Source organism: Streptomyces sp. NPDC023723, from assembly GCF_040639815.1.
Classification (GTDB): Bacteria; Actinomycetota; Actinomycetes; order Streptomycetales; family Streptomycetaceae; genus Streptomyces.
Map to the genome: position 1 here is coordinate 197,136 of NZ_JBFAAP010000007.1, position 21,524 is coordinate 218,659.

Below are 21,524 nucleotides of genomic sequence, written 5' to 3' on the forward strand. Positions count from 1 at the left end.
CCGGGACCGGCGTTTTTGGTCGCCCGCCTTCGCCCCCCATTCCGCAGCAGCCGTCGCAGTAGCAGGAGCCCAAGATGTTCGAGGCCGTCGAGGAACTCGTCGCCGAGCACGCCGACCTGGAGAAGAAGCTCGCCGACCCGTCGGTCCACTCCGACCAGGCCAACGCGCGCAAGCTGAACAAGCGGTACGCCGAGCTGACCCCGATCGTCGCCACGTTCCGCTCCTGGAAGCAGACCGGCGACGACGTCGAGACCGCGCGCGAGTTCGCCGCCGCCGACCCCGACTTCGCCGCCGAGGTCAAGGAGCTGGAGAAGAGCCGCGAGGAGCTGACCGAGAAGCTGCGCCTGCTGCTCGTCCCGCGCGACCCCAGCGACGACAAGGACGTGATCCTCGAGATCAAGGCGGGCGCGGGCGGCGACGAGTCGGCCCTGTTCGCCGGCGACCTGCTGCGCATGTACCTGCGGTACGCCGAGCGGATCGGCTGGAAGACCGAGATCATCGACGCCACCGAGTCCGAGCTGGGCGGCTACAAGGACGTCCAGGTCGCCGTGAAGACCAAGGGCGGCCAGGGCGCCACCGAGCCGGGGCAGGGCGTCTGGGCGCGGCTGAAGTACGAGGGCGGCGTGCACCGCGTGCAGCGCGTCCCGGCGACGGAGTCCCAGGGACGCATCCACACCTCCGCGGCCGGTGTGCTCGTCACCCCCGAGGCCGAGGAGATCGACGTCGAGATCAACCCGAACGACCTGCGCATCGACGTGTACCGGTCGTCCGGGCCCGGCGGCCAGTCCGTCAACACCACCGACTCCGCGGTGCGCATCACCCACCTGCCCACCGGCGTCGTCGCCTCCTGCCAGAACGAGAAGAGCCAGCTCCAGAACAAGGAGCAGGCGATGCGTATCCTGCGCTCCAGGCTGCTCGCCGCGGCCCAGGAGGAGGCGGAGAAGAACGCCGCCGACGCCCGCCGCAGCCAGGTCCGCACCGTCGACCGCTCCGAGAAGATCCGCACGTACAACTTCCCGGAGAACCGCATCTCGGACCACCGCGTCGGCTTCAAGTCGTACAACCTGGACCAGGTCCTGGACGGCGACCTCGACGCGGTGATCCAGGCCTGCGTCGACGCGGACTCGGCCGCCAAGCTCGCCGCCGCCTAGACCCGCGTACCGCCCCGCCCAGACAGCTCGGAGGACCAGCGTGAACCTGCTGCTCGCTGAGGTGGCCCAGGCCACCATGCGGCTGGCCGACGCCGGCGTGCCCTCGCCGCGCACCGACGCGGAGGAGCTCGCCGCGTATCTGCACGGCGTCAAGCGGAGCGAGCTGCACACCGTCAAGGACGCGGACTTCGACGCCCGGTACTGGGAGGTCATCGCCCGCCGCGAGGCCCGCGAGCCGCTCCAGCACATCACCGGCCGGGCCTACTTCCGGTACCTGGAGCTCCAGGTCGGGCCGGGCGTCTTCGTGCCCCGCCCGGAGACCGAGTCGGTGGTCGGCTGGGCCATAGACGCGGTCCGCGCCATGGACGTCGTCGAGCCCTGCATCGTCGACCTGTGCACCGGCTCCGGCGCCATCGCGCTCGCCCTCGCCCAGGAGGTGCCGCGCTCCCGGGTGCACGCCGTGGAGCTGAGCGAGGAGGCCCTGGTGTGGACCCGCAAGAACATGCTGGGGTCCCGGGTCGACCTGCGCCAGGGCGACGCCCTGACCGCCTTCCCGGACCTCGACGGCCAGGTCGACCTGGTGGTCTCCAACCCGCCGTACATCCCGCTCACCGAGTGGGAGTACGTCGCCCCCGAGGCCCGCGACCACGATCCGCAGCTGGCGCTGTTCTCCGGCGAGGACGGCCTCGACCTGATCCGCGGCCTGGAGCGCACCGCGCACCGGCTGCTGCGGCCCGGCGGCGTGGTCGTCGTCGAGCACGCCGACACCCAGGGCGGCCAGGTGCCCTGGATCTTCACCGAGGAACGGGGCTGGGCCGACGCGGCCGACCACCCCGACCTCAACAACCGTCCCCGGTTCGCGACCGCCCGCAAGGCGCTGCCGTGAACCCCCTGACGATCCCGATCCCGCAGTACGTGTCCGAGGAGGACCGCTAGACATGGCACGGCGATACGACACCAATGACGCGACCGACCGCGTGACGGGTCTGCGTGAGGCCGCTTCCGCGGTCCGCCGTGGCGAGCTGGTGGTGCTGCCGACGGACACCGTGTACGGCATCGGCGCCGACGCGTTCTCCTCCGAGGCCGTCGGCGACCTGCTGGAGGCCAAGGGCCGCGGCCGCAACATGCCCAGCCCCGTCCTGATCGGCTCCCCGAACACCCTGCACGGCCTGGTCACCGACTTCTCCGAGCTGGCCTGGGAACTGGTCGACGCCTTCTGGCCGGGCGCCCTCACCCTGGTCGCCAAGCACCAGCCGTCCCTCCAGTGGGACCTCGGCGACACCCGGGGCACCGTCGCCGTGCGGATGCCGCTGCACCCGGTCGCCATCGAGCTGCTCACCGAGTTCGGCCCGATGGCCGTCTCCTCCGCCAACCTCACCGGCCACCCCGCCCCCGAGGACTGCGACGCCGCGCAGGCCATGCTCGGCGACTCCGTCTCCGTCTACCTGGACGGCGGCCCCACCCCGGGCAACGTGCCCTCCTCCATCGTCGACGTCACCCGTGAGGTGCCGCGGCTGCTGCGGGCCGGCGCGCTGTCGGCGGAGGAACTGAGGAAGGTCGTACCCGACCTCGAGGTGGCGAATTGACGGCCCCTGAGGGGCGTGGCATAGGCGGTATGAATGAGCAGACGACGACCTTCGTCGGCCTGCCGCGCGACACCTTCCGCATCCTCCACGTCAGCACCGGCAACGTGTGCCGCTCACCCATCACCGAGCGGCTGACCCGCCATCTCGTGCGGGAGCGGCTCGGCATCCTGGGCGGCGGGCTCGTCGTGGAGAGCGCGGGCACCTGGGGCCACGAGGGCGCCCCGATGGAGGCCAACGCGGAGGCCGTGCTGGCCGACTTCGGCGCGGACGCCGCCGGCTTCACCGGCCGCGAACTGCTCGACGAGCACGTCATCCGCGCCGACCTGGTGCTCACCGCGACCCGCGACCACCGCGCCCAGGTCATCTCCATGGGCCACTCCGCGGGGCTGCGCACCTTCACCCTGAAGGAGTTCACCCGGCTGGTCAACGCCATCGACCCGGCCACCCTGCCCTCCCTGGACGAGGGCCTGGTCACCCGCGCCCGGGCCCTGGTGCGGGCCGCGGCGGCACTGCGCGGCTGGCTGCTGGCGCCCACCGCCGAGGCGGACGAGGTCTACGACCCCTACGGGGCGCCCCTGACGTTCTTCCGGTCGATCGGCGACGAGATACACCAGGCACTCGATCCGGTGGTCACGGCGCTCACCGGAGTACCCGCCCGGACCTGACGACCGCGCACACCGGGCGCAGCGGACGCACCGGGCCTACTGTGGACTGAGCCAGCACCTCGCAGCACGTCCGGAGCACGCCATGTCGGTCACCCCCACCGTCCGCAGTGAAACCGACGTCGTCGCCCGGCAGGACCCCGAGCTGGCCGAGATCCTGCTCGCCGAGCGCCGCCGGCAGGCCACCACGCTCCAGCTGACCGCCGCCGAGAACTTCACCTCGCCCGCCGTGCTGGCCGCCCTCGGCTCCCCGCTCGCCAACAAGTACGCCGAGGGCTACCCGGGCGCCCGGCACCACGGCGGCTGCGAGCTGGTCGACCTCGCCGAGCGGCTCGCCGTGGACCGCGCCAAGGCGCTGTTCGGCGCCGCGCACGCCAATGTGCAGGCGCACTCCGGCTCCTCGGCGGTACTGGCCGCCTACGCGGCGCTGCTGCGCCCCGGCGACACCGTGCTCGCCCTCGGCCTGCCGCACGGCGGCCACCTCACCCACGGCTCACCGGCCAACTTCTCCGGCCGCTGGTTCGACTTCGTCGGCTACGGGGTGGACCCGGAGACCGGCCTCGTCGACCACGGCCAGGTGCGCGCCCTGGCCCGCGCCCACCGGCCCAAGGCCATCGTGTGCGGTTCGATCTCCTACCCCCGCCACCTCGACTACGCCGCCTTCCGGGAGATCGCCGACGAGGTGGGCGCCTGTCTGATCGCGGACGCCGCGCACCCGATCGGGCTGGTCGCCGGGGGCGTGGCGCCCAGTCCGGTGCCGTACGCCGACATCGTCTGCGCCACCACCCACAAGGTGCTGCGCGGTCCGCGCGGCGGCCTGCTGCTGTGCGGGAGCGAACTGGCCGAGCGGGTCGACCGGGCCGTCTTCCCGTTCACCCAGGGCGGTGCGCAGATGCACACCATCGCCGCCAAGGCGGTCGCCTTCGGCGAGGCCGCCACCCCCGCCTTCGCCGGGTACGCCCGTCAGGTCGTCGCCAACGCCCGGGTGCTCGCCGGCCGGCTCGCCGCCGAGGGCCTGGTGGTCGTCACCGGCGGCACGGACACCCACCTGATCACCGCCGACCCGGCCCCGCTCGGCGTCGACGGCCGCACCGCCCGGGCCCGGCTGGCGGCGGCCGGGATGGTCCTGGACTGCTGTGCCCTTCCCCACGCCGGCGCCCGTGGCCTGCGGCTCGGCACCGCCGCGCTGACCACGCAGGGCATGCGCGAGGGCGAGATGCGGACCGTCGCCGGGCTGCTGGCCAGGGCACTAACCGACGGGACGCGGGCGGCCCGGGTGCGTGCGGAGGCGAGTGAGCTGGCCGCCGCATTCCCGCCGTATCCGTAACGAAGCGGGGTAGCCGCTCACGAGTGCACAGCCACACGTGCAACCATCGTCGCTACCCGGAAGTCCCCACCCGTATGCGCGCATCGCTAGGGTGTGGGCCTGGAATGGCCAGCGAGACCTGTGGGGAAGCCCGTGCGTGAATACCTCCTGACGCTCTGCATCACGGCCGCGGTGACGTATCTGCTGACCGGGCCGGTACGGAAGTTCGCGATCGTGGCGGGGGCGATGCCGGAGATCCGGGCCCGGGACGTGCACCGGGAACCCACCCCGCGGCTCGGCGGTATCGCCATGTTCTTCGGCCTGTGCGCGGGCATGCTGGTCGCCGACCACCTCACCAACCTCAACGAGGTCTTCGAGACCTCCAACGAGCCGCGCGCCCTGCTCTCCGGGGCCGCGGTGATCTGGCTGATCGGCGTCCTGGACGACAAGTTCGAGATCGACGCCCTGATCAAGCTGGGCGCCCAGATGATCGCCGCCGGTGTGATGGTGGTGCAGGGCCTGACCATCCTGTGGCTGCCCATCCCGGGCGTCGGCAACGTGGCGCTCACCCAGTGGCAGGGCACCCTGCTCACCGTCGCCCTCGTGGTCATCACCATCAACGCGGTCAACTTCGTGGACGGCCTGGACGGGCTCGCGGCCGGCATGGTGTGCATCGCGGCGGCGGCGTTCTTCATGTACGCCTACCGGATCTGGTACTCGTACGGCATCGAGGCGGCCGCCCCGGCCACCCTGTTCGCGGCGATCCTGATGGGCATGTGCATCGGCTTCCTGCCGCACAACATGCACCCCGCGCGGATCTTCATGGGCGACTCCGGCTCCATGCTGATCGGGCTGGTGCTGGCGGCCGGCGCGATCTCGGTGACCGGGCAGGTCGACCCGGACGCGCTGAAGCTGTTCTCCGGGTCCGAGCGCAACACCGTGCACCAGATGGTGCCGGTCTACATCCCGCTGCTGATGCCGCTGACCATCATCGCCATCCCGGCCGCCGACCTGATCCTGGCGATCGTGCGGCGCACCTGGCGCGGGCAGTCGCCGTTCGCCGCCGACCGGGGACACCTGCACCACCGGCTCCTGGAGGTCGGGCACAGCCACAGCCGGGCCGTCCTCATCATGTACTTCTGGTCCGCGCTCATCGCCTTCGGCGCCCTGGCCTACTCGGTCAACTCGGCGTCGATGTGGATCGTGCTCGGGGTGGTCTTCCTCAGCGCGATCGGGCTGCTGCTGCTCCTGCTGCCGCGGTTCACACCGCGCGCCCCGCTGTGGGCGCAGCGCATCGTGCCGCCCCGCTACCGGCGACGGGCGGTCGGTGCCCCGGCCGCCGGTGCGGAGCCGGCGGACGACGAGCCCGAGGACCGGGTGCTGGCCGGCGTCTCCGGAGTCTCCGGCGTCAACGGCGCAACGGCCGTGGGCCCCCGCTCCCGGCTGCCAAGGTAAGAATCTGACTAGAGCATTGCCAACTCGTGGGGGAGCAAAGTTCCCCACTACCAGACAAGTCGGCGCGGTGACTGCACAAACGCGCGCCGTCACTCTCATGTGTGACAGCGAGCACACGCTCAGGTAAAGACCTCATCAAATAGTTTGTGATACGGTTCACGAGAACCCCCGGATAGAGCCGAAGGGCCGCACTGCGCCGGTCCCTTGGCTGTGAGGACCCCACTCGGCCCGGGACTACGCTCGTCCATGACGACACCCTGCCCCCTGCGAAAAGCGGAGTTGCCGCCATGCCGTCCAATGACGCCCGGATCCTGCTCCATGCCGCCGTGCCCACGGCTGCCGTCGGTGTCGTAGCCACCGTCGTCAGTGCCGTCGTGGCCGGCGGCAAGGGAGCGATCGGCGCTGTCATCGCGACGTTGCTGGTGATGCTGTTCATGGGGCTCGGGCTGTACGTCCTGCAACGCGTCGCCAAAACGCTTCCGCATCTCTTCCAGGGGATGGGGCTGATGCTCTACGCGGCGCAGATTCTTCTGCTGTTCATCTTCCTCGCCGCGTTCAAGCACACGACTCTGTTCAACCCCCGTGCCTTCGCGGTCACTTTGCTCGTCGCCACCCTCGTGTGGATCGCCGCCCAGACGCGCGCCCACATGAAGGCCAAGATCCTCTATGTCGAGCCCGACTCGACGGCCGACAAGCCCGAGAAGACGGGCCGCCCGTCGTGAGGGGTAGGGCCGGGATAAAGAGGCACGTGAACTCCTGCTATCGTCCGGTGCCAACTGCGGCATCGCGGGCGCGGGCATCCGAGCTGACGCCTGCTCATTCGCGAGGCGAGATGCCCCACAGCCGCCCCCACATCCGTAACACCAGTCCCGTGCCGAACCGCGGCCCCGCGCCGCGCCGACACAACGAGGTTGTCGTACCTATGCGCCACGCTGAAGGAGCCCGCGGTGAGTGCTGACCCGACGCAGGTGCTCGCCTTCGAGACCGACTGCCACATCTTCGACGGCTGTGGCTTCCCGGCTCCCGGCCTGCACTCGTTCCTGTTCGAGCCCCTGTGGGGCGACCACGACAGCAACTTGTACTTCAACAAGCCGATGCTGCTGGCGCTGCTCGGCTCGGTCATCATCGTCGGGTTCTTCTGGGCCGCCTTCCGCAAGCCGAAGGTTGTCCCGGGCAAGCTCCAGATGGTCGCCGAGACCGGATACGACTTCATCCGCCGCGGTGTCGTCTACGAGACCATCGGCAAGAAGGAAGGAGAGAAGTACGTCCCGCTGGTCGTCTCCCTCTTCTTCTTCATCTGGATGATGAACCTCTGGTCGATCGTCCCGGTGGCGCAGTTCCCGGTGACATCGATCATCGCCTACCCCGCGGTTCTCGCGCTGATCGTGTACGTCATGTGGGTCTCCCTGACCTTCAAGCGGCACGGCTTCGTCGGCTTCTTCAAGAACGTCACGGGTTACGACAAGTCCCTGGGCGCGGTGCTGCCGCTGGCCATGCTGATCGAGTTCTTCTCGAACCTGCTGGTGCGGCCCTTCACGCACGCCGTGCGTCTCTTCGCGAACATGTTCGCGGGCCACACCCTGCTGCTGCTCTTCACGATCGCCAGCTGGTACCTGCTGAACGGCGTCGGCATCGCCTACGCGGGCGTCAGCTTCATCATGACGATCGTCATGACGGCCTTCGAACTTTTCATCCAGGCACTTCAGGCGTACGTCTTCGTGCTCCTCACGTGCACGTACATCCAGGGCGCGCTCGCCGAGCACCACTGAGCGCCCCGCCCCCACCCCTGATCGTCCGGTGGCCAACCCCCACCGGTCCGTAAAGAAAAGGAAGAACTGGCATGTCCCAGACCCTTGCCGCTGTTTCCGGCTCGCTCGGCTCCATCGGTTACGGCCTTGCTGCCATCGGCCCCGGCGTCGGCGTCGGCATCATCTTCGGTAACGGCACCCAGGCCCTGGCCCGTCAGCCCGAGGCGGCCGGCCTGATCCGCGCCAACCAGATCCTCGGCTTCGCCTTCTGTGAGGCGCTCGCCCTGATCGGTCTGGTCATGCCGTTCGTCTACGGCAAGTGATCACGGATCAACTTCCAGCCGACTAGACGAAAGGCACTTACATGAGCCAGCTGCTCACGGTGGCGGCCGAGGAGATGGAGAATCCCCTCGTCCCGCCGATCCCCGAGCTTGTCATCGGCCTGATCGCCTTCGTCATCGTCTTCGGCTTCCTCGCCTGGAAGCTCCTCCCGAACATCAACAAGGTTCTGGACGAGCGTCGCGAGGCCATCGAGGGCGGTATCGAGAAGGCCGAGGCCGCGCAGACCGAGGCCCAGAGCGTCCTCGAGCAGTACAAGGCACAGCTCGCCGAGGCCCGGCATGAAGCCGCGCGACTGCGCCAGGAGGCGCAGGAGCAGGGCGCCACGCTCATCGCCGAGATGCGCGCGGAAGGCCAGCGGCAGCGTGAGGAAATCATCGCCGCCGGTCACGCCCAGATCGAGGCCGACCGCAAGGCCGCCGCGTCCGCGCTGCGGCAGGACGTCGGCAAGCTGGCCACGGAGCTGGCCGGCAAGCTGGTCGGTGAGTCCCTGGAGGACCACGCCCGCCAGAGCCGCGTCATCGACCGCTTCCTCGGTGACCTCGAGGAGAAGGCCGAGGCGGCGCGATGAACGGAGCGAGCCGCGAGGCCCTGGCCGCCGCACGCGAGCGTCTCGACGCGCTGACGGACTCCACGTCCGTGGACGCCGGCTCGCTCGCCGACGAGCTGGCCTCCGTCACCGCGCTGCTCCACCGCGAGGTGGGCCTGCGTCGGGTCCTCACCGACCCGGCGCAGACCGGCGAGGCCAAGGCCCAACTGGTCCAGCGCCTGCTCGGCGGCCAGGTCAGCGGCACCGCCGCCGACCTGGTGGCCGGCCTGGTGCGCTCCCGCTGGTCGCAGTCCCGCGACCTGGTGGACGCCCTGGAGGAACTGGCGGACACCGCCGACCTGACCGCCGCCGAGAAGAACGGCAGCCTCGACGACGTCGAGGACGAGCTGTTCCGCTTCGGCCGGATCGTCGGCTCGGACACCGGGCTGCGGGCCGCGCTGACCGACCGCAAGGCCACCGTCTCCGCCAAGAGCGCGCTGCTGCACAGCCTGCTCGGGGGCAGGGCCAATCCGGTCACCGAGCGGCTGGTCACGCGCCTTGTGACCGCGGCGCGAGGACGTAGCCTGGAGACGGGCCTCGAGTCCCTGTCCAAGCTCGCCGCCGACCGTCGCAACCGCATGGTCGCCGTCGTCACCTCGGCGGTCCCGCTGAGCGACTCGCACAAGCAGCGCCTCGGCGCCGCCCTCGCGAAGCTCTACGGCCGCCCGATGCACCTCAACCTCGACGTGGACCCCGAGGTCCTCGGCGGGCTCCAGGTGCGGGTCGGTGACGAGGTCATCAACGGCTCCATCGCCGACCGCCTCGCCGAGGCCGGCCGCCGACTGGCGGGCTGACCGCAACTTCATAGCAGTACGAGCAGTACGAGCAGTACGTACGTGTACCTACGGCCCGGTTGGGCCGTGCAGAGGATTCACCTCGTTCAGGGGGGAGTCCGGAGTCTTGAGACATCCCCCCAAAGTGAAACTTCGGGCCCAACAAGGAGAGCAGGGAACCCAGATGGCGGAGCTCACGATCCGGCCGGAGGAGATCCGGGACGCACTGGAGACCTTCGTCCAGTCGTACCAGCCGGACGCGGCCTCGCGCGAGGAGGTCGGTACGGTCACCCTTGCCGGCGACGGCATCGCGAGGGTCGAGGGTCTTCCCTCGGCCATGGCCAACGAACTGCTGAAGTTCGAGGACGGCACCCTCGGCCTCGCGCTCAACCTCGAAGAGCGCGAGATCGGTGCCATCGTCCTCGGCGAGTTCAGCGGCATCGAGGAGGGCCAGCCGGTCACCCGCACCGGAGAGGTCCTCTCCGTCGCGGTCGGCGAGGGCTACCTCGGCCGCGTGGTCGACCCCCTCGGCAACCCGATCGACGGCCTCGGCGAGATCGAGACCAGCGGTCGCCGCGCCCTTGAGCTGCAGGCCCCCACGGTCATGCAGCGCAAGTCGGTGCACGAGCCGATGGAGACCGGCTACAAGGCCGTCGACGCCATGACCCCGGTCGGCCGCGGCCAGCGTCAGCTGATCATCGGTGACCGCCAGACCGGCAAGACCGCGCTGGCCGTCGACACGATCATCAACCAGCGCGACAACTGGCGCTCGGGCGACCCGAACAAGCAGGTCCGCTGCGTGTACGTCGCCATCGGCCAGAAGGGCTCGACCATCGCCTCCGTGCGGGGCGCCCTGGAAGAGGCCGGCGCGCTGGAGTACACCACCATCGTCGCCGCCCCGGCCTCCGACCCGGCCGGCTTCAAGTACCTGGCGCCGTACACCGGCTCGGCCATCGGCCAGCAGTGGATGTACGAGGGCAAGCACGTCCTGATCATCTTCGACGACCTGTCGAAGCAGGCCGACGCCTACCGCGCCGTCTCCCTGCTGCTGCGCCGCCCGCCGGGGCGCGAGGCCTACCCGGGTGACGTCTTCTACCTGCACTCCCGTCTCCTTGAGCGCTGCGCCAAGCTCTCCGACGACATGGGTGCCGGCTCGATGACCGGTCTGCCGATCGTCGAGACCAAGGCCAACGACGTCTCGGCGTTCATCCCGACCAACGTCATCTCCATCACCGACGGCCAGTGCTTCCTGGAGTCGGACCTGTTCAACGCCGGTCAGCGCCCCGCGCTGAACGTCGGTATCTCCGTCTCCCGAGTCGGTGGTTCCGCGCAGCACAAGGCGATGAAGCAGGTCTCCGGCCGGCTGCGCCTGGACCTCGCCCAGTACCGCGAGCTGGAGGCGTTCGCCGCCTTCGGTTCCGACCTGGACGCCGCGTCCAAGTCCCAGCTGGAGCGCGGTCAGCGCCTGGTCGAGCTGCTCAAGCAGGCTCAGTACCAGCCGATGCCGACCGAGGACCAGGTCGTCTCCGTGTGGGCCGGTACCACCGGCAGGATGGACGACGTCCCGGTCGCCGACATCCGCCGCTTCGAGAAGGAGCTCCTCGAGCACCTGCACCGCAAGGAGCAGGGCCTGATGACCTCCATCAAGGAGGGCGGCAAGATGTCCGACGACACCATCCAGGCCATCAGCGACGCCATCGTGGAGTTCAAGAAGCAGTTCGAGACCTCGGACGGCAAGCTGCTCGGCGAGGACGCTCCGGCCGCTGCCGCCAAGTGACGTAAGGAAGGACCTGACTCATGGGAGCCCAGCTCCGGGTCTACAAGCGTCGCATCCGATCCGTCACCGCGACCAAGAAGATCACCAAGGCGATGGAGATGATCGCCGCCTCGCGCGTCGTCAAGGCGCAGCGCAAGGTGGCGGCCTCCACGCCGTACGCGACCGAGCTCACCCGGGCGGTCACGGCGGTCGGTACGGGTTCGAACACCAAGCACCCGCTGACCACCCAGGCCGAGACGGTCACCCGCTCAGCGGTGCTGCTGCTGACGAGCGACCGTGGGCTGGCCGGTGCCTTCAACTCCAACGCCATCAAGCAGGCGGAGCGGCTCACCGAGCGGCTGGAGCGCGAAGGCCGGGAGGTCGTCGTCTACATCGTCGGCCGCCGGGGTGTCGCCCACTACAACTTCCGTGAGCGCCCGATCGCGGAGTCGTTCACCGGCTTCACCGACGAGCCCTCGTACGCGGACGCCAAGCAGGTCGCGGCCCCGCTCATCGAGGCCATCGAGAAGGACACCGCGGACGGCGGCGTGGACGAACTCCACATCGTCTACACGGAGTTCGTGTCGATGATGACGCAGACCGCGGTCGGCAGCCAGCTGCTGCCGCTGCGTCTCGACGAGGTGGCCCAGGAGTCGGCGAAGAAGGACGAGATCCTTCCGCTGTACGACTTCGAGCCGTCCGCCGAGGACGTTCTCGACGCGCTGCTGCCGCGGTACGTCGAGAGCCGGATCTACAACGCGATGCTCCAGTCGGCCGCCTCCAAGCACGCCGCCACGCGGCGCGCGATGAAGTCGGCCACCGACAACGCGGGTGAGCTGATCAACACGCTCTCCCGACTTGCCAACGCGGCCCGCCAGGCCGAAATCACCCAGGAAATCAGCGAGATCGTCGGTGGCGCCAGCGCCCTGGCCGACGCGACCGCGGGGAGTGACAAGTAATGACGACCACTGTTGAGACGGCCGTTGCCACGGGCCGCGTCGCCCGGGTCATCGGCCCGGTCGTCGACGTGGAGTTCCCCGTCGACGCGATGCCGGAGATCTACAACGCCCTGCACGTCGAGATCGCCGACCCGGCGAACGCGGGCGAGAAGAAGACGCTGACCCTGGAGGTCGCCCAGCACCTGGGTGACGGCCTGGTCCGCACCATCTCGATGCAGCCCACCGACGGCCTGGTCCGCCAGGCCCCGGTCACCGACACCGGCACGGGCATCTCCGTCCCGGTCGGCGACTTCACCAAGGGCAAGGTGTTCAACACCCTCGGTGAGGTGCTGAACTCCGACGAGACGTACTCGGGCGAGCGCTGGACCATCCACCGCAAGGCCCCGAACTTCGACGAGCTCGAGTCGAAGACCGAGATGTTCGAGACCGGCGTCAAGGTCATCGACCTGCTGACCCCGTACGTCAAGGGCGGCAAGATCGGCCTGTTCGGCGGCGCCGGCGTCGGCAAGACGGTGCTCATCCAGGAGATGATCTACCGCGTCGCCAACAACCACGACGGTGTCTCCGTGTTCGCCGGTGTCGGCGAGCGCACCCGTGAGGGCAACGACCTGATCGAGGAGATGGCGGAGTCCGGCGTCATCGACAAGACCGCGCTGGTCTTCGGTCAGATGGACGAGCCGCCGGGCACCCGTCTGCGCGTCGCGCTGGCCGGCCTCACCATGGCCGAGTACTTCCGTGACGTCCAGAAGCAGGACGTGCTGTTCTTCATCGACAACATCTTCCGCTTCACGCAGGCCGGTTCCGAGGTCTCGACCCTGCTCGGCCGGATGCCCTCCGCGGTGGGCTACCAGCCGAACCTGGCCGACGAGATGGGTCTCCTCCAGGAGCGCATCACCTCGACCCGCGGTCACTCGATCACCTCGATGCAGGCGATCTACGTCCCCGCGGACGACCTGACCGACCCGGCCCCGGCCACCACCTTCGCCCACCTCGACGCGACGACGGTGCTCTCCCGTCCGATCTCGGAGAAGGGCATCTACCCGGCCGTGGACCCGCTGGACTCCACGTCCCGCATCCTCGACCCGCGCTACATCACGGCCGAGCACTACAACACGGCCATGCGTGTGAAGAACATCCTGCAGAAGTACAAGGACCTCCAGGACATCATCGCGATCCTCGGCATCGACGAGCTCGGCGAGGAGGACAAGCTGGTCGTCCAGCGGGCCCGCCGCGTGGAGCGCTTCCTGTCCCAGAACACGCACGTCGCCAAGCAGTTCACCGGTGTGGACGGCTCCGACGTGTCGCTGGACGAGTCGATCGCCGCGTTCAACGCGATCTGCGACGGAGAGTACGACCACTTCCCGGAGCAGGCGTTCTTCCTGTGCGGTGGCATCGAGGACCTGAAGAAGAACGCGAAGGAGCTGGGCGTCTCCTGACCCCGGTTTCCGCGTGAGTGAATGAGTGAGGGGGCGGGCGCGTCCCGCCCCCTCACTCACGCCCCTTAGACTTGTAACCAACACCCGGCGCACCCGCCGGGTGGTGACCCGAGGAGCCACCTTGGCTGCTGAGCTGCACGTCGCGCTGGTCGCGGCCGACCGAGAGGTCTGGTCCGGCGAGGCCACCCTGGTCGTCGCGCGCACCACGTCCGGCGACATCGGCGTCATGCCCGGTCACCAGCCGCTGCTCGGTGTGCTGGAGTCGGGCCCGGTGACCATCCGTACGAGTGACGGCGGGACGGTCGTCGCCGCGGTGCACGGCGGTTTCATCTCGTTCGCCGACGACAAGCTGTCGTTGCTGGCCGAGATCGCCGAGCTGTCGGACGAGATCGACGTCCAGAGCGCGGAGCGGGAACTGGAGCGCGCCAAGGCGGAGGGCGACGCCTCCGCCGAGCGTCGCGCGGATGTCCGACTGCGGGCGGCATCGGCGCGCTGAGCCTGGGCGCCGTGCTATGACGTGACTCAGCCGCGGCTGGGACCGGAGCGATCCGGACCCGGCCGCGGCTGAGGCAGATGTGGATGTTTTTTACGTTCCGTTACCTAGGAGACGAGGAGGTCGGTGCCGGTGGTCCTCGCTCTGACTGTGTGCGGAATCGTCATCGCCGTCGTGGCGGTGGGACTCTTCGTCTTCGGCCTGCGCCGCCGGCTGATCCAGCGCTCGGGCGGCACCTTCGACTGCTCGCTGCGCTGGGACGCCCCCAAAGAGGGCGGCGGTGACGGCAAGGGATGGGCGTACGGAGTGGCCCGGTACAACGGCGATCGCGTCGAGTGGTACCGGGTCTTCTCGTACTCGCCCCGCCCGCGCCGGGTGCTGGAGCGCGGCTCGATCGAGGTGGCCGGGCGCCGGCTCCCGGACGGCGAGGAGGAGCTGGCGCTGCTCTCCGACGCCGTGGTCCTCGCGTGTCTGCACCGCGGGGCCCGTCTTGAACTGGCGATGAGCGATGACGCGCTGACCGGATTCCTCGCGTGGCTGGAGGCAGCCCCGCCCGGTCAGCGAGTGAATGTGGCGTAGCCACATTCACTCTCCCCCGGACGAAGTCTGGGGGAGCGTCAACGTAGCCTGATCCGAGTTACTGGAGACCGCTGCTGATCGCGCTGACCAGCTCGCCGTTGCTGGTGTCGCCGCTGAACTCCCAGAAGAACGCGCCGCCCAGGCCCTGGCTCTTGGCCCAGCTCATCTTCCCGGCGATGGTCGCCGGGGTGTCGTAGGACCACCACTGGGTGCCGCAGTGCGCGTACGCCGTGCCGGCCACGGTGCCGGTGGCCGGGCAGGAGGTCTTCAGCACCTTGTAGTCCTCGATGCCGGCCTCGTAGGTGCCGGGTGCCGCGCCGGTCGCGGTGCCGCCGGGGGCGTCCTGGGTGACGCCGGTCCAGCCGCGGCCGTAGAACCCGATGCCGAGCAGCAGCTTCGACGACGGGACGCCCTTGGCCTTCAGCTTGGCGATCGCGTCCGCGCTGTTGAAGCCGGCGGTCGGGATGCCGGAGTACGAGGTCAGCGGGGAGTGCGGGGCGGTCGGGCCGGTGGTCGCCCAGGCGCCGAAGTAGTCGTAGGTCATCACGTTGTACCAGTCGAGGTACTGCGCGGCGCCGCCGTAGTCGGCCGCGTCGAGCTTGCCGCCGGAGGAGCCGTCGGCGGTGATCGCGGCGGTGATCAGGTAGTCGTCGCCGAACTCGGTGCGCAGCGCGCCGGTGAGGTTCTTGAGGGCCGCGGCGCCCGAGGTGTCGCAGGTCAGGCCGCAGGCGTTCGGGTACTCCCAGTCGATGTCGATGCCGTCGAAGACATCGGCCCAGCGCGGGTCCTCCACGACGGCCTTGCAGGACTTGGCGAACGCGGCGGCGTTCTGCGCGGCCTGCCCGAAGCCGCCGGAGTAGGTCCAGCCGCCGAAGGAGTACAGGATCTTGATGTTCGGGTACTTCGCCTTCAGCTGCCGCAGCTGGTTGAAGTTGCCGCGCAGCGGCTGGTCCCAGGTGTCGGCGGTGCCGCTGACGGACTGGTCGGCGGTGTACGCCTTCTCGTAGGCGGCGAAGGTGTCGTCGACCGTGCACTGGCCGTTCTTCACGTTGCCGAACGCGTAGTTGATGTGGGTGATCTTCGAGGCGGAGCCCGAGGTCACCAGGTTCTTGACGTGGTAGTTGCGGCCGTAGACGCCCCACTCGGTGAAGTAGCCGAGGTTGACCTTGCCGGCCGGGGTGCCGGGGTCGGTGGAGCCGCCGCCGGTGGTGGTGACCTTGACCGCGCCGCTGGCCGGGCCGGTCTGGTCGGCGGTGTCCCGGGCCTGCACGCTGTAGGAGTAGGCGGTGCCCTTGGTCAGGCCGGTGTCGGTGTAGGTGGTGCCGGTCACCGTGGCGACCTTACTGCCGTCGCGCAGCACGTCGTAGTTCTTGATCCCGTTGTTGTCGGTCGCCGCCGACCAGGACAGTTTCACCGAGGTGTCGGTGATGGCGGAGGCGGTCGGGGTGCCCGGGGCGGAGGGGGCCGCGTCGCCCGGCACCGAGGTGCCGTCGCAGGAGCCGCCGTTGAGCTTGCAGGCGGTGGGGGAGCCGGTGCCGGCGCCGTTGAAGCCGAAGGAGACCGAGGCGCCGGGGGCGAGCGTCCCGTTGTACGACTTGTTCTTGGCGGTCCAGTGGGTGCCGGCGGAGGTGACGTCGGCGTCCCAGGCGGAGGTGACGGAGGTGCCGGAGGGGAAGTCCCACTCGACGGTCCAGGAGCTGAGGGAGGTGGTGCCGGTGTTCTTCACCGTCCACTTGCCCTCGAAGCCGGTGCCCCAGTCCGAGGCCTTGGTGTAGGTGGCGGTCGCCGCGGTGGCCGCCTGTGCGGGGGCGGCGAGGGCGACGAGTCCGGTGAGGGGGAGTGCGAGGGTCGCGAGCAGGGCCGCGGCTCTGTGTCTGAAGCGCACGGTGCGCCTCCCTTGTATGGGTGATGTCGTGGGCATGCCTGACCGACAGGCCCGCAGTGCCGCGAGAATAGAAAGGTCTGGACCATAGGTCAATAGGTCTGGACCACTGGCCGGAGAGGTGCCTTTTAAACACTCATCACCAAACTCCCCGGCCGCGGCGGCCGCTGTGCTACCGCTCCCCGCCCGGCACCCACAGCACGTCCCCGGTCTCCTTGTTGGCGTACCGGGCCAGGATGAACAGCAGATCGGAGAGGCGGTTGAGGTAGGTCGCGGTGAGCGGGTTCATCGTCTCGCCGTGCGCGTCGAGCGCCGCCCAGGTGGACCGCTCGGCCCGCCGGACCACCGTGCACGCCTGGTGCAGCAGGGCGGCACCGGGCGTGCCGCCGGGGAGGATGAAGGAGCGCAGCTTCTCCAGCTCGGCGAGGTAGCGGTCGCAGTCCGCCTCCAGCCGGTCGACGTAGAACTGCTCGACCCGCAGCGGTGGGTACGCCGGGTCCCGCACCACCGGCGTCGACAGGTCCGCGCCCACGTCGAACAGGTCGTTCTGCACCCGTACGAGGACCTTCACGACCTCCTCCTCCAGCGCCCCCAGCGCGATCGCCGTACCGAGCACCGCGTTGGCCTCGTTGGCGTCGGCGTAGGCCGCGATCCGGAGATCGGTCTTGGGCACCCGGCTCATGTCCCCGAGGGCGGTGCTGCCCTGGTCGCCGGTCCTGGTGTAGATGCGCGTCAGGTTGACCATGTGCCCAGCGTAGTTACGCGCCCTCGGTACGGAACACACGCGTGCCCGCCGCCACCGCCAGCGCGGCGAAGGCGACGGCGACCAGAACGCCGTACAGCATGTGCGCGGTGGCGTACGAGCCGACGTAGGCGTCCCGCACCGCGTCCACCAGATAGCGCAGCGGCATCAGGTGGGACAGCACGTCCAGCCAGGCGGGGCCGAGCGCCATCGGCAGCATCAGGCCGGACAGCAGCATCGACGGCATGGTCAGCGCGTTGACCGTGGGCCCGAACTCCTGCGGGCTGCTCACCTTCATCGCCAGCGTGTACGACAGCGCGGCGAGCGCGACCGTGAGCAGCGCGACGAACGCGAAGCCGATCAGCACGCCGGGCAGCGGGGCCCGGAGGCCCATCGCCAGCGCGGCCAGCACCAGCAGCACCGCCTGGAAGACGAACAGCGTGGCGTCCCGCAGCACCCGGCCCAGCAGCAGCGCCAGCCGGCTCACCGGCGTCACCCGCATCCGGTCGAGCACCCCGGTGCTCTTCTCCAGCACCACCATGAAACCGGCGAACGAGGCGCCGAACAGGGCGAGTTGCAGCAGCAGGCCGGGCACCAGCACCTGCCAGGAGTCACCCCGCCCGCCCAGCGGCAGCCCGGTCAGCAGCGGGCCGAAGAAGAGCAGGTACAGCATCGGCATCAGCACCCCGAAGAGCAGCGCGAACCGGGAGCGCAGCGACTGGCGGGCATAGCGGCCGTAGACGACAGCGGTGTCGTGCACAAGCATGGGAAGGGTCCTCGGGGCTCTAGACGGCTACGGGGGCGGGGTCGGCGGCGGACGCGGGGCCGCGGCCGGTGACGGCGAGGAAGGTGTCCTGGAGCGAGGCGTCCAGGGAGCCGCCGTACTTCAGCTTCAGCGCGGACGGGGTGCCCTCGGCGGCGACCACTCCCTGGTCGACCACGACCAGCCGGTCGGAGAGGGCGTCGGCCTCGTCGAGGTAGTGCGTGGTCAGGAAGACGGTCGTGCCGTACTCGTCGCGCAGCCGGCGCACCAGGTCCCACAGGCCGGCCCGGCTGCCGGGGTCCAGGCCGGTGGTCGGCTCGTCGAGGAAGAGCACCTTCGGGCGGTGGGTGAGCGCCATCGCGATGTCCAGGCGCCGCCGCTGACCGCCGGAGAGCGCGCCGCACCTGCGGTCGAGCAGCTCGGCCAGGCCGAGGTCGCGGGCGAGTTCCGCGGCGCGCTCGGCCGCCCGCGCCCTGGTCAGGCGGTAGAGGCGGCCCTGGGTGACGAGCTCCTCCCGTACCGAGATCTGCGGGTCGACGCCGCCGGACTGCGCCACGTACCCGCAGGCCGCGCGGACCCCGGCCGGATCGCCGGCCAGGTCGCACCCGGCCACCGTGGCCGCGCCGCCGGTCGGCGCCAGCAGGGTGGTCAGCATCCGCAGGGTGGTGGTCTTGCCGGCGCCGTTCGGGCCGAGGAAGCCGAGGATCTCGCCCTCGCGGACGGTCAGGTCGATGCCGCGCACGGCCGCCACGGGGCCGCGTTTCGTCCGGAAGGTACGCGCCAGTCCGGCCGTACTGATGATTGCCATGCCGACAGAAAAACAGAGGCACCCCAAAATTGCAATGCCTCCAACTTTTCATCCGCACCAGCGAAGCTAGGATGGCGCTGTGGCCGAGGGACTCAGGGAACGGAAGAAGCGGCAGACCAGGCAGTACATCTCCGATGTCGCCACCGGTCTGTTCATCGGGCGCGGCTTCGACGCCGTCACCGTCGCGGAGGTCGCGCAGGCCGCCGACGTCTCGGTCAACACCGTGTACAACTACTTCCCGGCCAAGGAGGACCTCTTCCTCGACCGCTCCCGGGGGGTCGTGGACCGGCTCTCCCGCTGGGTGCGGGGCCGGCGGGCCGGCGAGTCGGCCGCCGCGGCGGTCCTGCGCGAGCTGCGCGAGGAGGTCGAGTCGGTGTCGCCCCGGGTCGGCCTGATGGACGGCTACGCGGCGTTCATGCGGGTGGTGCACGACTCGCCCGCGCTGCGCTCCCGGATGTGGGCCATCGGCCAGGAGGTCGTCGTCGACCTCGAACAGACCCTGCGGGAGGAGACCGGCGCCGCGGAGCACGACCCGCTGCCCGGACTGATCGCCGGTCAGATCAGCTGGCTGCACAGCACGGTCATGGCCGGGATCGGACAGCGCATGCTGGCGGGCGGCACCCCCTCCGGGGTCTCCCGGGAGATGCTGTCCGTCCTGGACGAGATGGCGGACCTGTTGGGCGAGAAGGTGCTCAACTACGCCGTACGAGGCGCCGCGTGACCCACCATGGTGTGATGTCCGTCATGTGAGACGTGACGCGCGTTACTTACCGGTCACAGGGCCCCGCACGCCCGCTAATCTCCGCCGGAGAGACAAAAGCACCCGCATCCAGGGGAGTCGCACAGTGGCACGGAAGCTCGCCGTCATCGGAGCCGGCCTCATGGGGGCCGGTATCGCCCAGGTCTCCGCGCAGGCGGGCTGGGACGTGGTGCTGCGCGATGTCACCGACGAGGCGCTGCGGCGCGGTACCGGGTCCATCAAGGCGTCGTACGACAAGTTCGTCGCCAAGGGGAAGCTCGAGGCGCACGACGCCGACGCCGCGCTCGCCCGGATCACCGCGACCACCGAGCTGGACGCCGTCGCGGACGCGGATGTCGTCGTCGAGGCCGTGTTCGAGCGGCTCGAGGTCAAGCACGAGATCTTCCGGGCCCTGGACAAGCTGGTGCAGGACGGGGCGATCCTCGCCTCCAACACCTCCGCCATTCCGATCACCAAGATCGCGGCCGTGACGGACCGCCCGGAGCGGGTGGTCGGCACGCACTTCTTCTCGCCGGTGCCGATGATGCAGCTGTGCGAGCTGGTGCGGGGTCACAAGACGAGCGACGAAACCCTCGCCGCCGCCCGGGAGTTCGCCGAGTCGGCCGGCAAGACCTGCGTCGTCGTCAACCGGGACGTCGCCGGGTTCGTCACCACCCGGCTCATCTCCGCCCTCGTGGTCGAGGCCGCCAAGCTCTACGAGTCCGGCGTCGCCACCGCCGAGGACATCGACCTGGCCTGCAAGCTGGGCTTCGGCCACGCCATGGGCCCGCTGGCCACCGCCGACCTGACCGGCGTGGACATCCTGCTGCACGCCACCAGCAACATCTACACGGAGTCACAGGACGAGAAGTTCGCCCCGCCGGAGCTGATGCGCCGGATGGTGGACGCCGGTGACATCGGACGCAAGAGCGGGCAGGGCTTCTACAAGCACTGAGCCCTGCCCTCGCTCCGGTGAACGTCACACGCCGGAGTGAATTCGGTATCGGTTGGCTCACAGGTGGCAACCACGACGCGTTGCACACAGTCAGAGGTTGCATCACCTTCACGGCACATCGAGCACACCGACCACCGGTACGAGACCACACCGCGGAGCACGAGACGCACGCACGGGGAGCGCATATGCACATCAGGGGCGACCACGCCGAGCTGGTCGTCGGGGGCCGCCTCGACGTCCGCAGCGCGGCGGACGCCCGTACGGTCCTGCACTCGGCCGTCGACGACGGAGCCGGCGACCTGGTGCTCGACCTGTCCGAACTGGACTCCTGGGACGCCACCGGACTAGGCGTGATCATGGGAGCCCACCGGCGGGCCGGCCGCTGCGGCCGGCGCCTGGTGCTGCGCGGCGTACCGCCGCAGATGCAGCGCCTGCTGGTGGCCACCCGGCTGCACCGCATCCTGGCGATCGAGGGCGGCATCGGGGTGGAGACGCTGCCCCGGGTGTGACCCGGCGGACCGGCGGGCTCCGAGCGCCGGGCTCCAAGCGCCGGGCTCCGAGCGCCGGGCGAGAGGGGACAGCCGCCGCCGAACCGCACGACATACGCAATCCTCACGAGACTGTGACGTCTCGGACGAGGCGGTACCCCGGACTGTCGGAGATACTGGACTACGGTTTAGGGTCTGGCTGCCCGCTGCCTTGTTTCACCCACTGGCGGGCCCGGACCAGAAGCGACAGCGCGGTGTGCGGCAAGGCCGGGAGGGTGGTCCCGACCGGTGACCGAAGCACACGACGCTTTTGGG

Annotated in this window: 23 protein-coding genes; 19 read left to right on the plus strand and 4 right to left on the minus strand. The window is 69.8% G+C overall.

The window, feature by feature from the left end; all coding sequences use genetic code 11:
• Positions 1 to 74 precede the first annotated feature (74 nt).
• The 16 genes from prfA to AB0G32_RS11530 all read left to right on the plus strand — a co-directional run bounded on the left by prfA (position 75) and on the right by AB0G32_RS11530 (position 14,832).
• Positions 75 to 1,151 (plus strand): peptide chain release factor 1, encoded by a 1,077-nt coding sequence (gene prfA, locus AB0G32_RS11455; protein WP_361161511.1) that lies wholly within the window; start codon positions 75 to 77, stop codon positions 1,149 to 1,151.
• Between the two features lie 40 nt (positions 1,152 to 1,191).
• A complete protein-coding gene (gene prmC, locus AB0G32_RS11460) occupies positions 1,192 to 2,037 on the plus strand; it encodes a peptide chain release factor N(5)-glutamine methyltransferase (protein ID WP_361161513.1) in 846 nt (281 codons plus the stop codon).
• 52 nt (positions 2,038 to 2,089) lie between these two features.
• Positions 2,090 to 2,737: an L-threonylcarbamoyladenylate synthase gene (locus AB0G32_RS11465; protein ID WP_361161515.1), complete on the plus strand. Its 648-nt coding sequence runs from the start codon at positions 2,090 to 2,092 to the stop codon at positions 2,735 to 2,737.
• Positions 2,734 to 3,402, plus strand: coding sequence for a protein-tyrosine-phosphatase (locus AB0G32_RS11470; RefSeq protein ID WP_361161516.1), 669 nt, complete (start codon positions 2,734 to 2,736; stop codon positions 3,400 to 3,402). Before AB0G32_RS11465 ends, AB0G32_RS11470 begins: the two co-directional genes overlap by 4 nt.
• An 82-nt stretch (positions 3,403 to 3,484) precedes the next feature.
• Entirely contained in the window at positions 3,485 to 4,726 is a 1,242-nt protein-coding gene (gene glyA, locus AB0G32_RS11475) for a serine hydroxymethyltransferase (RefSeq protein ID WP_361161518.1), read from the plus strand.
• Positions 4,727 to 4,858: 132 nt separating this feature from the next.
• On the plus strand, positions 4,859 to 6,160 hold the full coding sequence (locus AB0G32_RS11480; protein ID WP_361161520.1) for an MraY family glycosyltransferase: 1,302 nt from the start codon (positions 4,859 to 4,861) through the stop codon (positions 6,158 to 6,160).
• Between the two features lie 287 nt (positions 6,161 to 6,447).
• The gene (locus AB0G32_RS11485; protein WP_361161522.1) at positions 6,448 to 6,882 is read left to right on the plus strand and encodes a hypothetical protein; all 435 of its coding nucleotides are present in this window, start codon (positions 6,448 to 6,450) and stop codon (positions 6,880 to 6,882) included.
• A gap of 225 nt (positions 6,883 to 7,107) precedes the next feature.
• On the plus strand, positions 7,108 to 7,929 hold the full coding sequence (atpB, locus tag AB0G32_RS11490) for a F0F1 ATP synthase subunit A (RefSeq protein WP_361161524.1): 822 nt from the start codon (positions 7,108 to 7,110) through the stop codon (positions 7,927 to 7,929).
• A gap of 71 nt (positions 7,930 to 8,000) precedes the next feature.
• Positions 8,001 to 8,231, plus strand: a complete 231-nt coding sequence (atpE, locus tag AB0G32_RS11495; protein ID WP_024884520.1) for an ATP synthase F0 subunit C — start codon at positions 8,001 to 8,003, stop codon at positions 8,229 to 8,231.
• Between the two features lie 41 nt (positions 8,232 to 8,272).
• Complete coding sequence (locus AB0G32_RS11500) at positions 8,273 to 8,818, plus strand: F0F1 ATP synthase subunit B (RefSeq protein WP_361161526.1); 546 nt, start codon at positions 8,273 to 8,275, stop codon at positions 8,816 to 8,818.
• Positions 8,815 to 9,630: a F0F1 ATP synthase subunit delta gene (locus AB0G32_RS11505; RefSeq protein WP_361161528.1), complete on the plus strand. Its 816-nt coding sequence runs from the start codon at positions 8,815 to 8,817 to the stop codon at positions 9,628 to 9,630. Before AB0G32_RS11500 ends, AB0G32_RS11505 begins: the two co-directional genes overlap by 4 nt.
• Positions 9,631 to 9,793: 163 nt before the next feature.
• Positions 9,794 to 11,386 (plus strand): F0F1 ATP synthase subunit alpha, encoded by a 1,593-nt coding sequence (atpA, locus tag AB0G32_RS11510; RefSeq protein WP_361161530.1) that lies wholly within the window; start codon positions 9,794 to 9,796, stop codon positions 11,384 to 11,386.
• Between the two features lie 20 nt (positions 11,387 to 11,406).
• Entirely contained in the window at positions 11,407 to 12,324 is a 918-nt protein-coding gene (locus AB0G32_RS11515) for a F0F1 ATP synthase subunit gamma (RefSeq protein WP_361161532.1), read from the plus strand.
• Positions 12,324 to 13,760, plus strand: a complete 1,437-nt coding sequence (atpD, locus tag AB0G32_RS11520) for a F0F1 ATP synthase subunit beta (protein ID WP_361161534.1) — start codon at positions 12,324 to 12,326, stop codon at positions 13,758 to 13,760. The genes AB0G32_RS11515 and atpD overlap by 1 nt, the downstream gene beginning before the upstream one ends.
• 121 nt (positions 13,761 to 13,881) lie before the next feature.
• Entirely contained in the window at positions 13,882 to 14,256 is a 375-nt protein-coding gene (locus AB0G32_RS11525) for a F0F1 ATP synthase subunit epsilon (RefSeq protein WP_361161536.1), read from the plus strand.
• A 129-nt stretch (positions 14,257 to 14,385) separates the two neighbouring features.
• On the plus strand, positions 14,386 to 14,832 hold the full coding sequence (locus AB0G32_RS11530) for a DUF2550 domain-containing protein (RefSeq protein ID WP_361161538.1): 447 nt from the start codon (positions 14,386 to 14,388) through the stop codon (positions 14,830 to 14,832).
• Positions 14,833 to 14,890: 58 nt separating this feature from the next.
• Here AB0G32_RS11530 and AB0G32_RS11535 read toward each other — a convergent pair whose 3' ends face one another.
• From AB0G32_RS11535 to AB0G32_RS11550, 4 genes are all read right to left on the minus strand, one after another.
• On the minus strand, positions 14,891 to 16,717 hold the full coding sequence (locus AB0G32_RS11535; protein WP_361161540.1) for a glycoside hydrolase family 18 chitinase: 1,827 nt from the start codon (positions 16,715 to 16,717) through the stop codon (positions 14,891 to 14,893).
• Between the two features lie 169 nt (positions 16,718 to 16,886).
• A complete protein-coding gene (locus AB0G32_RS11540; RefSeq protein ID WP_361161542.1) occupies positions 16,887 to 17,459 on the minus strand; it encodes a cob(I)yrinic acid a,c-diamide adenosyltransferase in 573 nt (190 codons plus the stop codon).
• A gap of 13 nt (positions 17,460 to 17,472) precedes the next feature.
• Positions 17,473 to 18,222 carry an ABC transporter permease gene (locus AB0G32_RS11545; protein ID WP_361161544.1) on the minus strand — a complete coding sequence of 250 codons (750 nt, stop codon included), beginning with the start codon at positions 18,220 to 18,222 and terminating at the stop codon, positions 17,473 to 17,475.
• Between the two features lie 19 nt (positions 18,223 to 18,241).
• Positions 18,242 to 19,027, minus strand: coding sequence for an ATP-binding cassette domain-containing protein (locus tag AB0G32_RS11550; RefSeq protein WP_361161546.1), 786 nt, complete (start codon positions 19,025 to 19,027; stop codon positions 18,242 to 18,244).
• Between the two features lie 79 nt (positions 19,028 to 19,106).
• On the opposite strand from AB0G32_RS11550, the gene AB0G32_RS11555 reads away from it, so the two are divergent.
• The 3 genes from AB0G32_RS11555 (at position 19,107) to AB0G32_RS11565 (ending at position 21,230) form a co-directional block, all read left to right on the plus strand.
• Positions 19,107 to 19,748 carry a TetR/AcrR family transcriptional regulator gene (locus AB0G32_RS11555; RefSeq protein ID WP_361161548.1) on the plus strand — a complete coding sequence of 214 codons (642 nt, stop codon included), beginning with the start codon at positions 19,107 to 19,109 and terminating at the stop codon, positions 19,746 to 19,748.
• A 124-nt stretch (positions 19,749 to 19,872) separates the two neighbouring features.
• Positions 19,873 to 20,721, plus strand: coding sequence for a 3-hydroxyacyl-CoA dehydrogenase family protein (locus AB0G32_RS11560; RefSeq protein ID WP_361161550.1), 849 nt, complete (start codon positions 19,873 to 19,875; stop codon positions 20,719 to 20,721).
• A 185-nt stretch (positions 20,722 to 20,906) separates the two neighbouring features.
• Entirely contained in the window at positions 20,907 to 21,230 is a 324-nt protein-coding gene (locus tag AB0G32_RS11565) for an STAS domain-containing protein (RefSeq protein ID WP_029382901.1), read from the plus strand.
• The last annotated feature ends 294 nt before the right edge of the window (positions 21,231 to 21,524 follow it).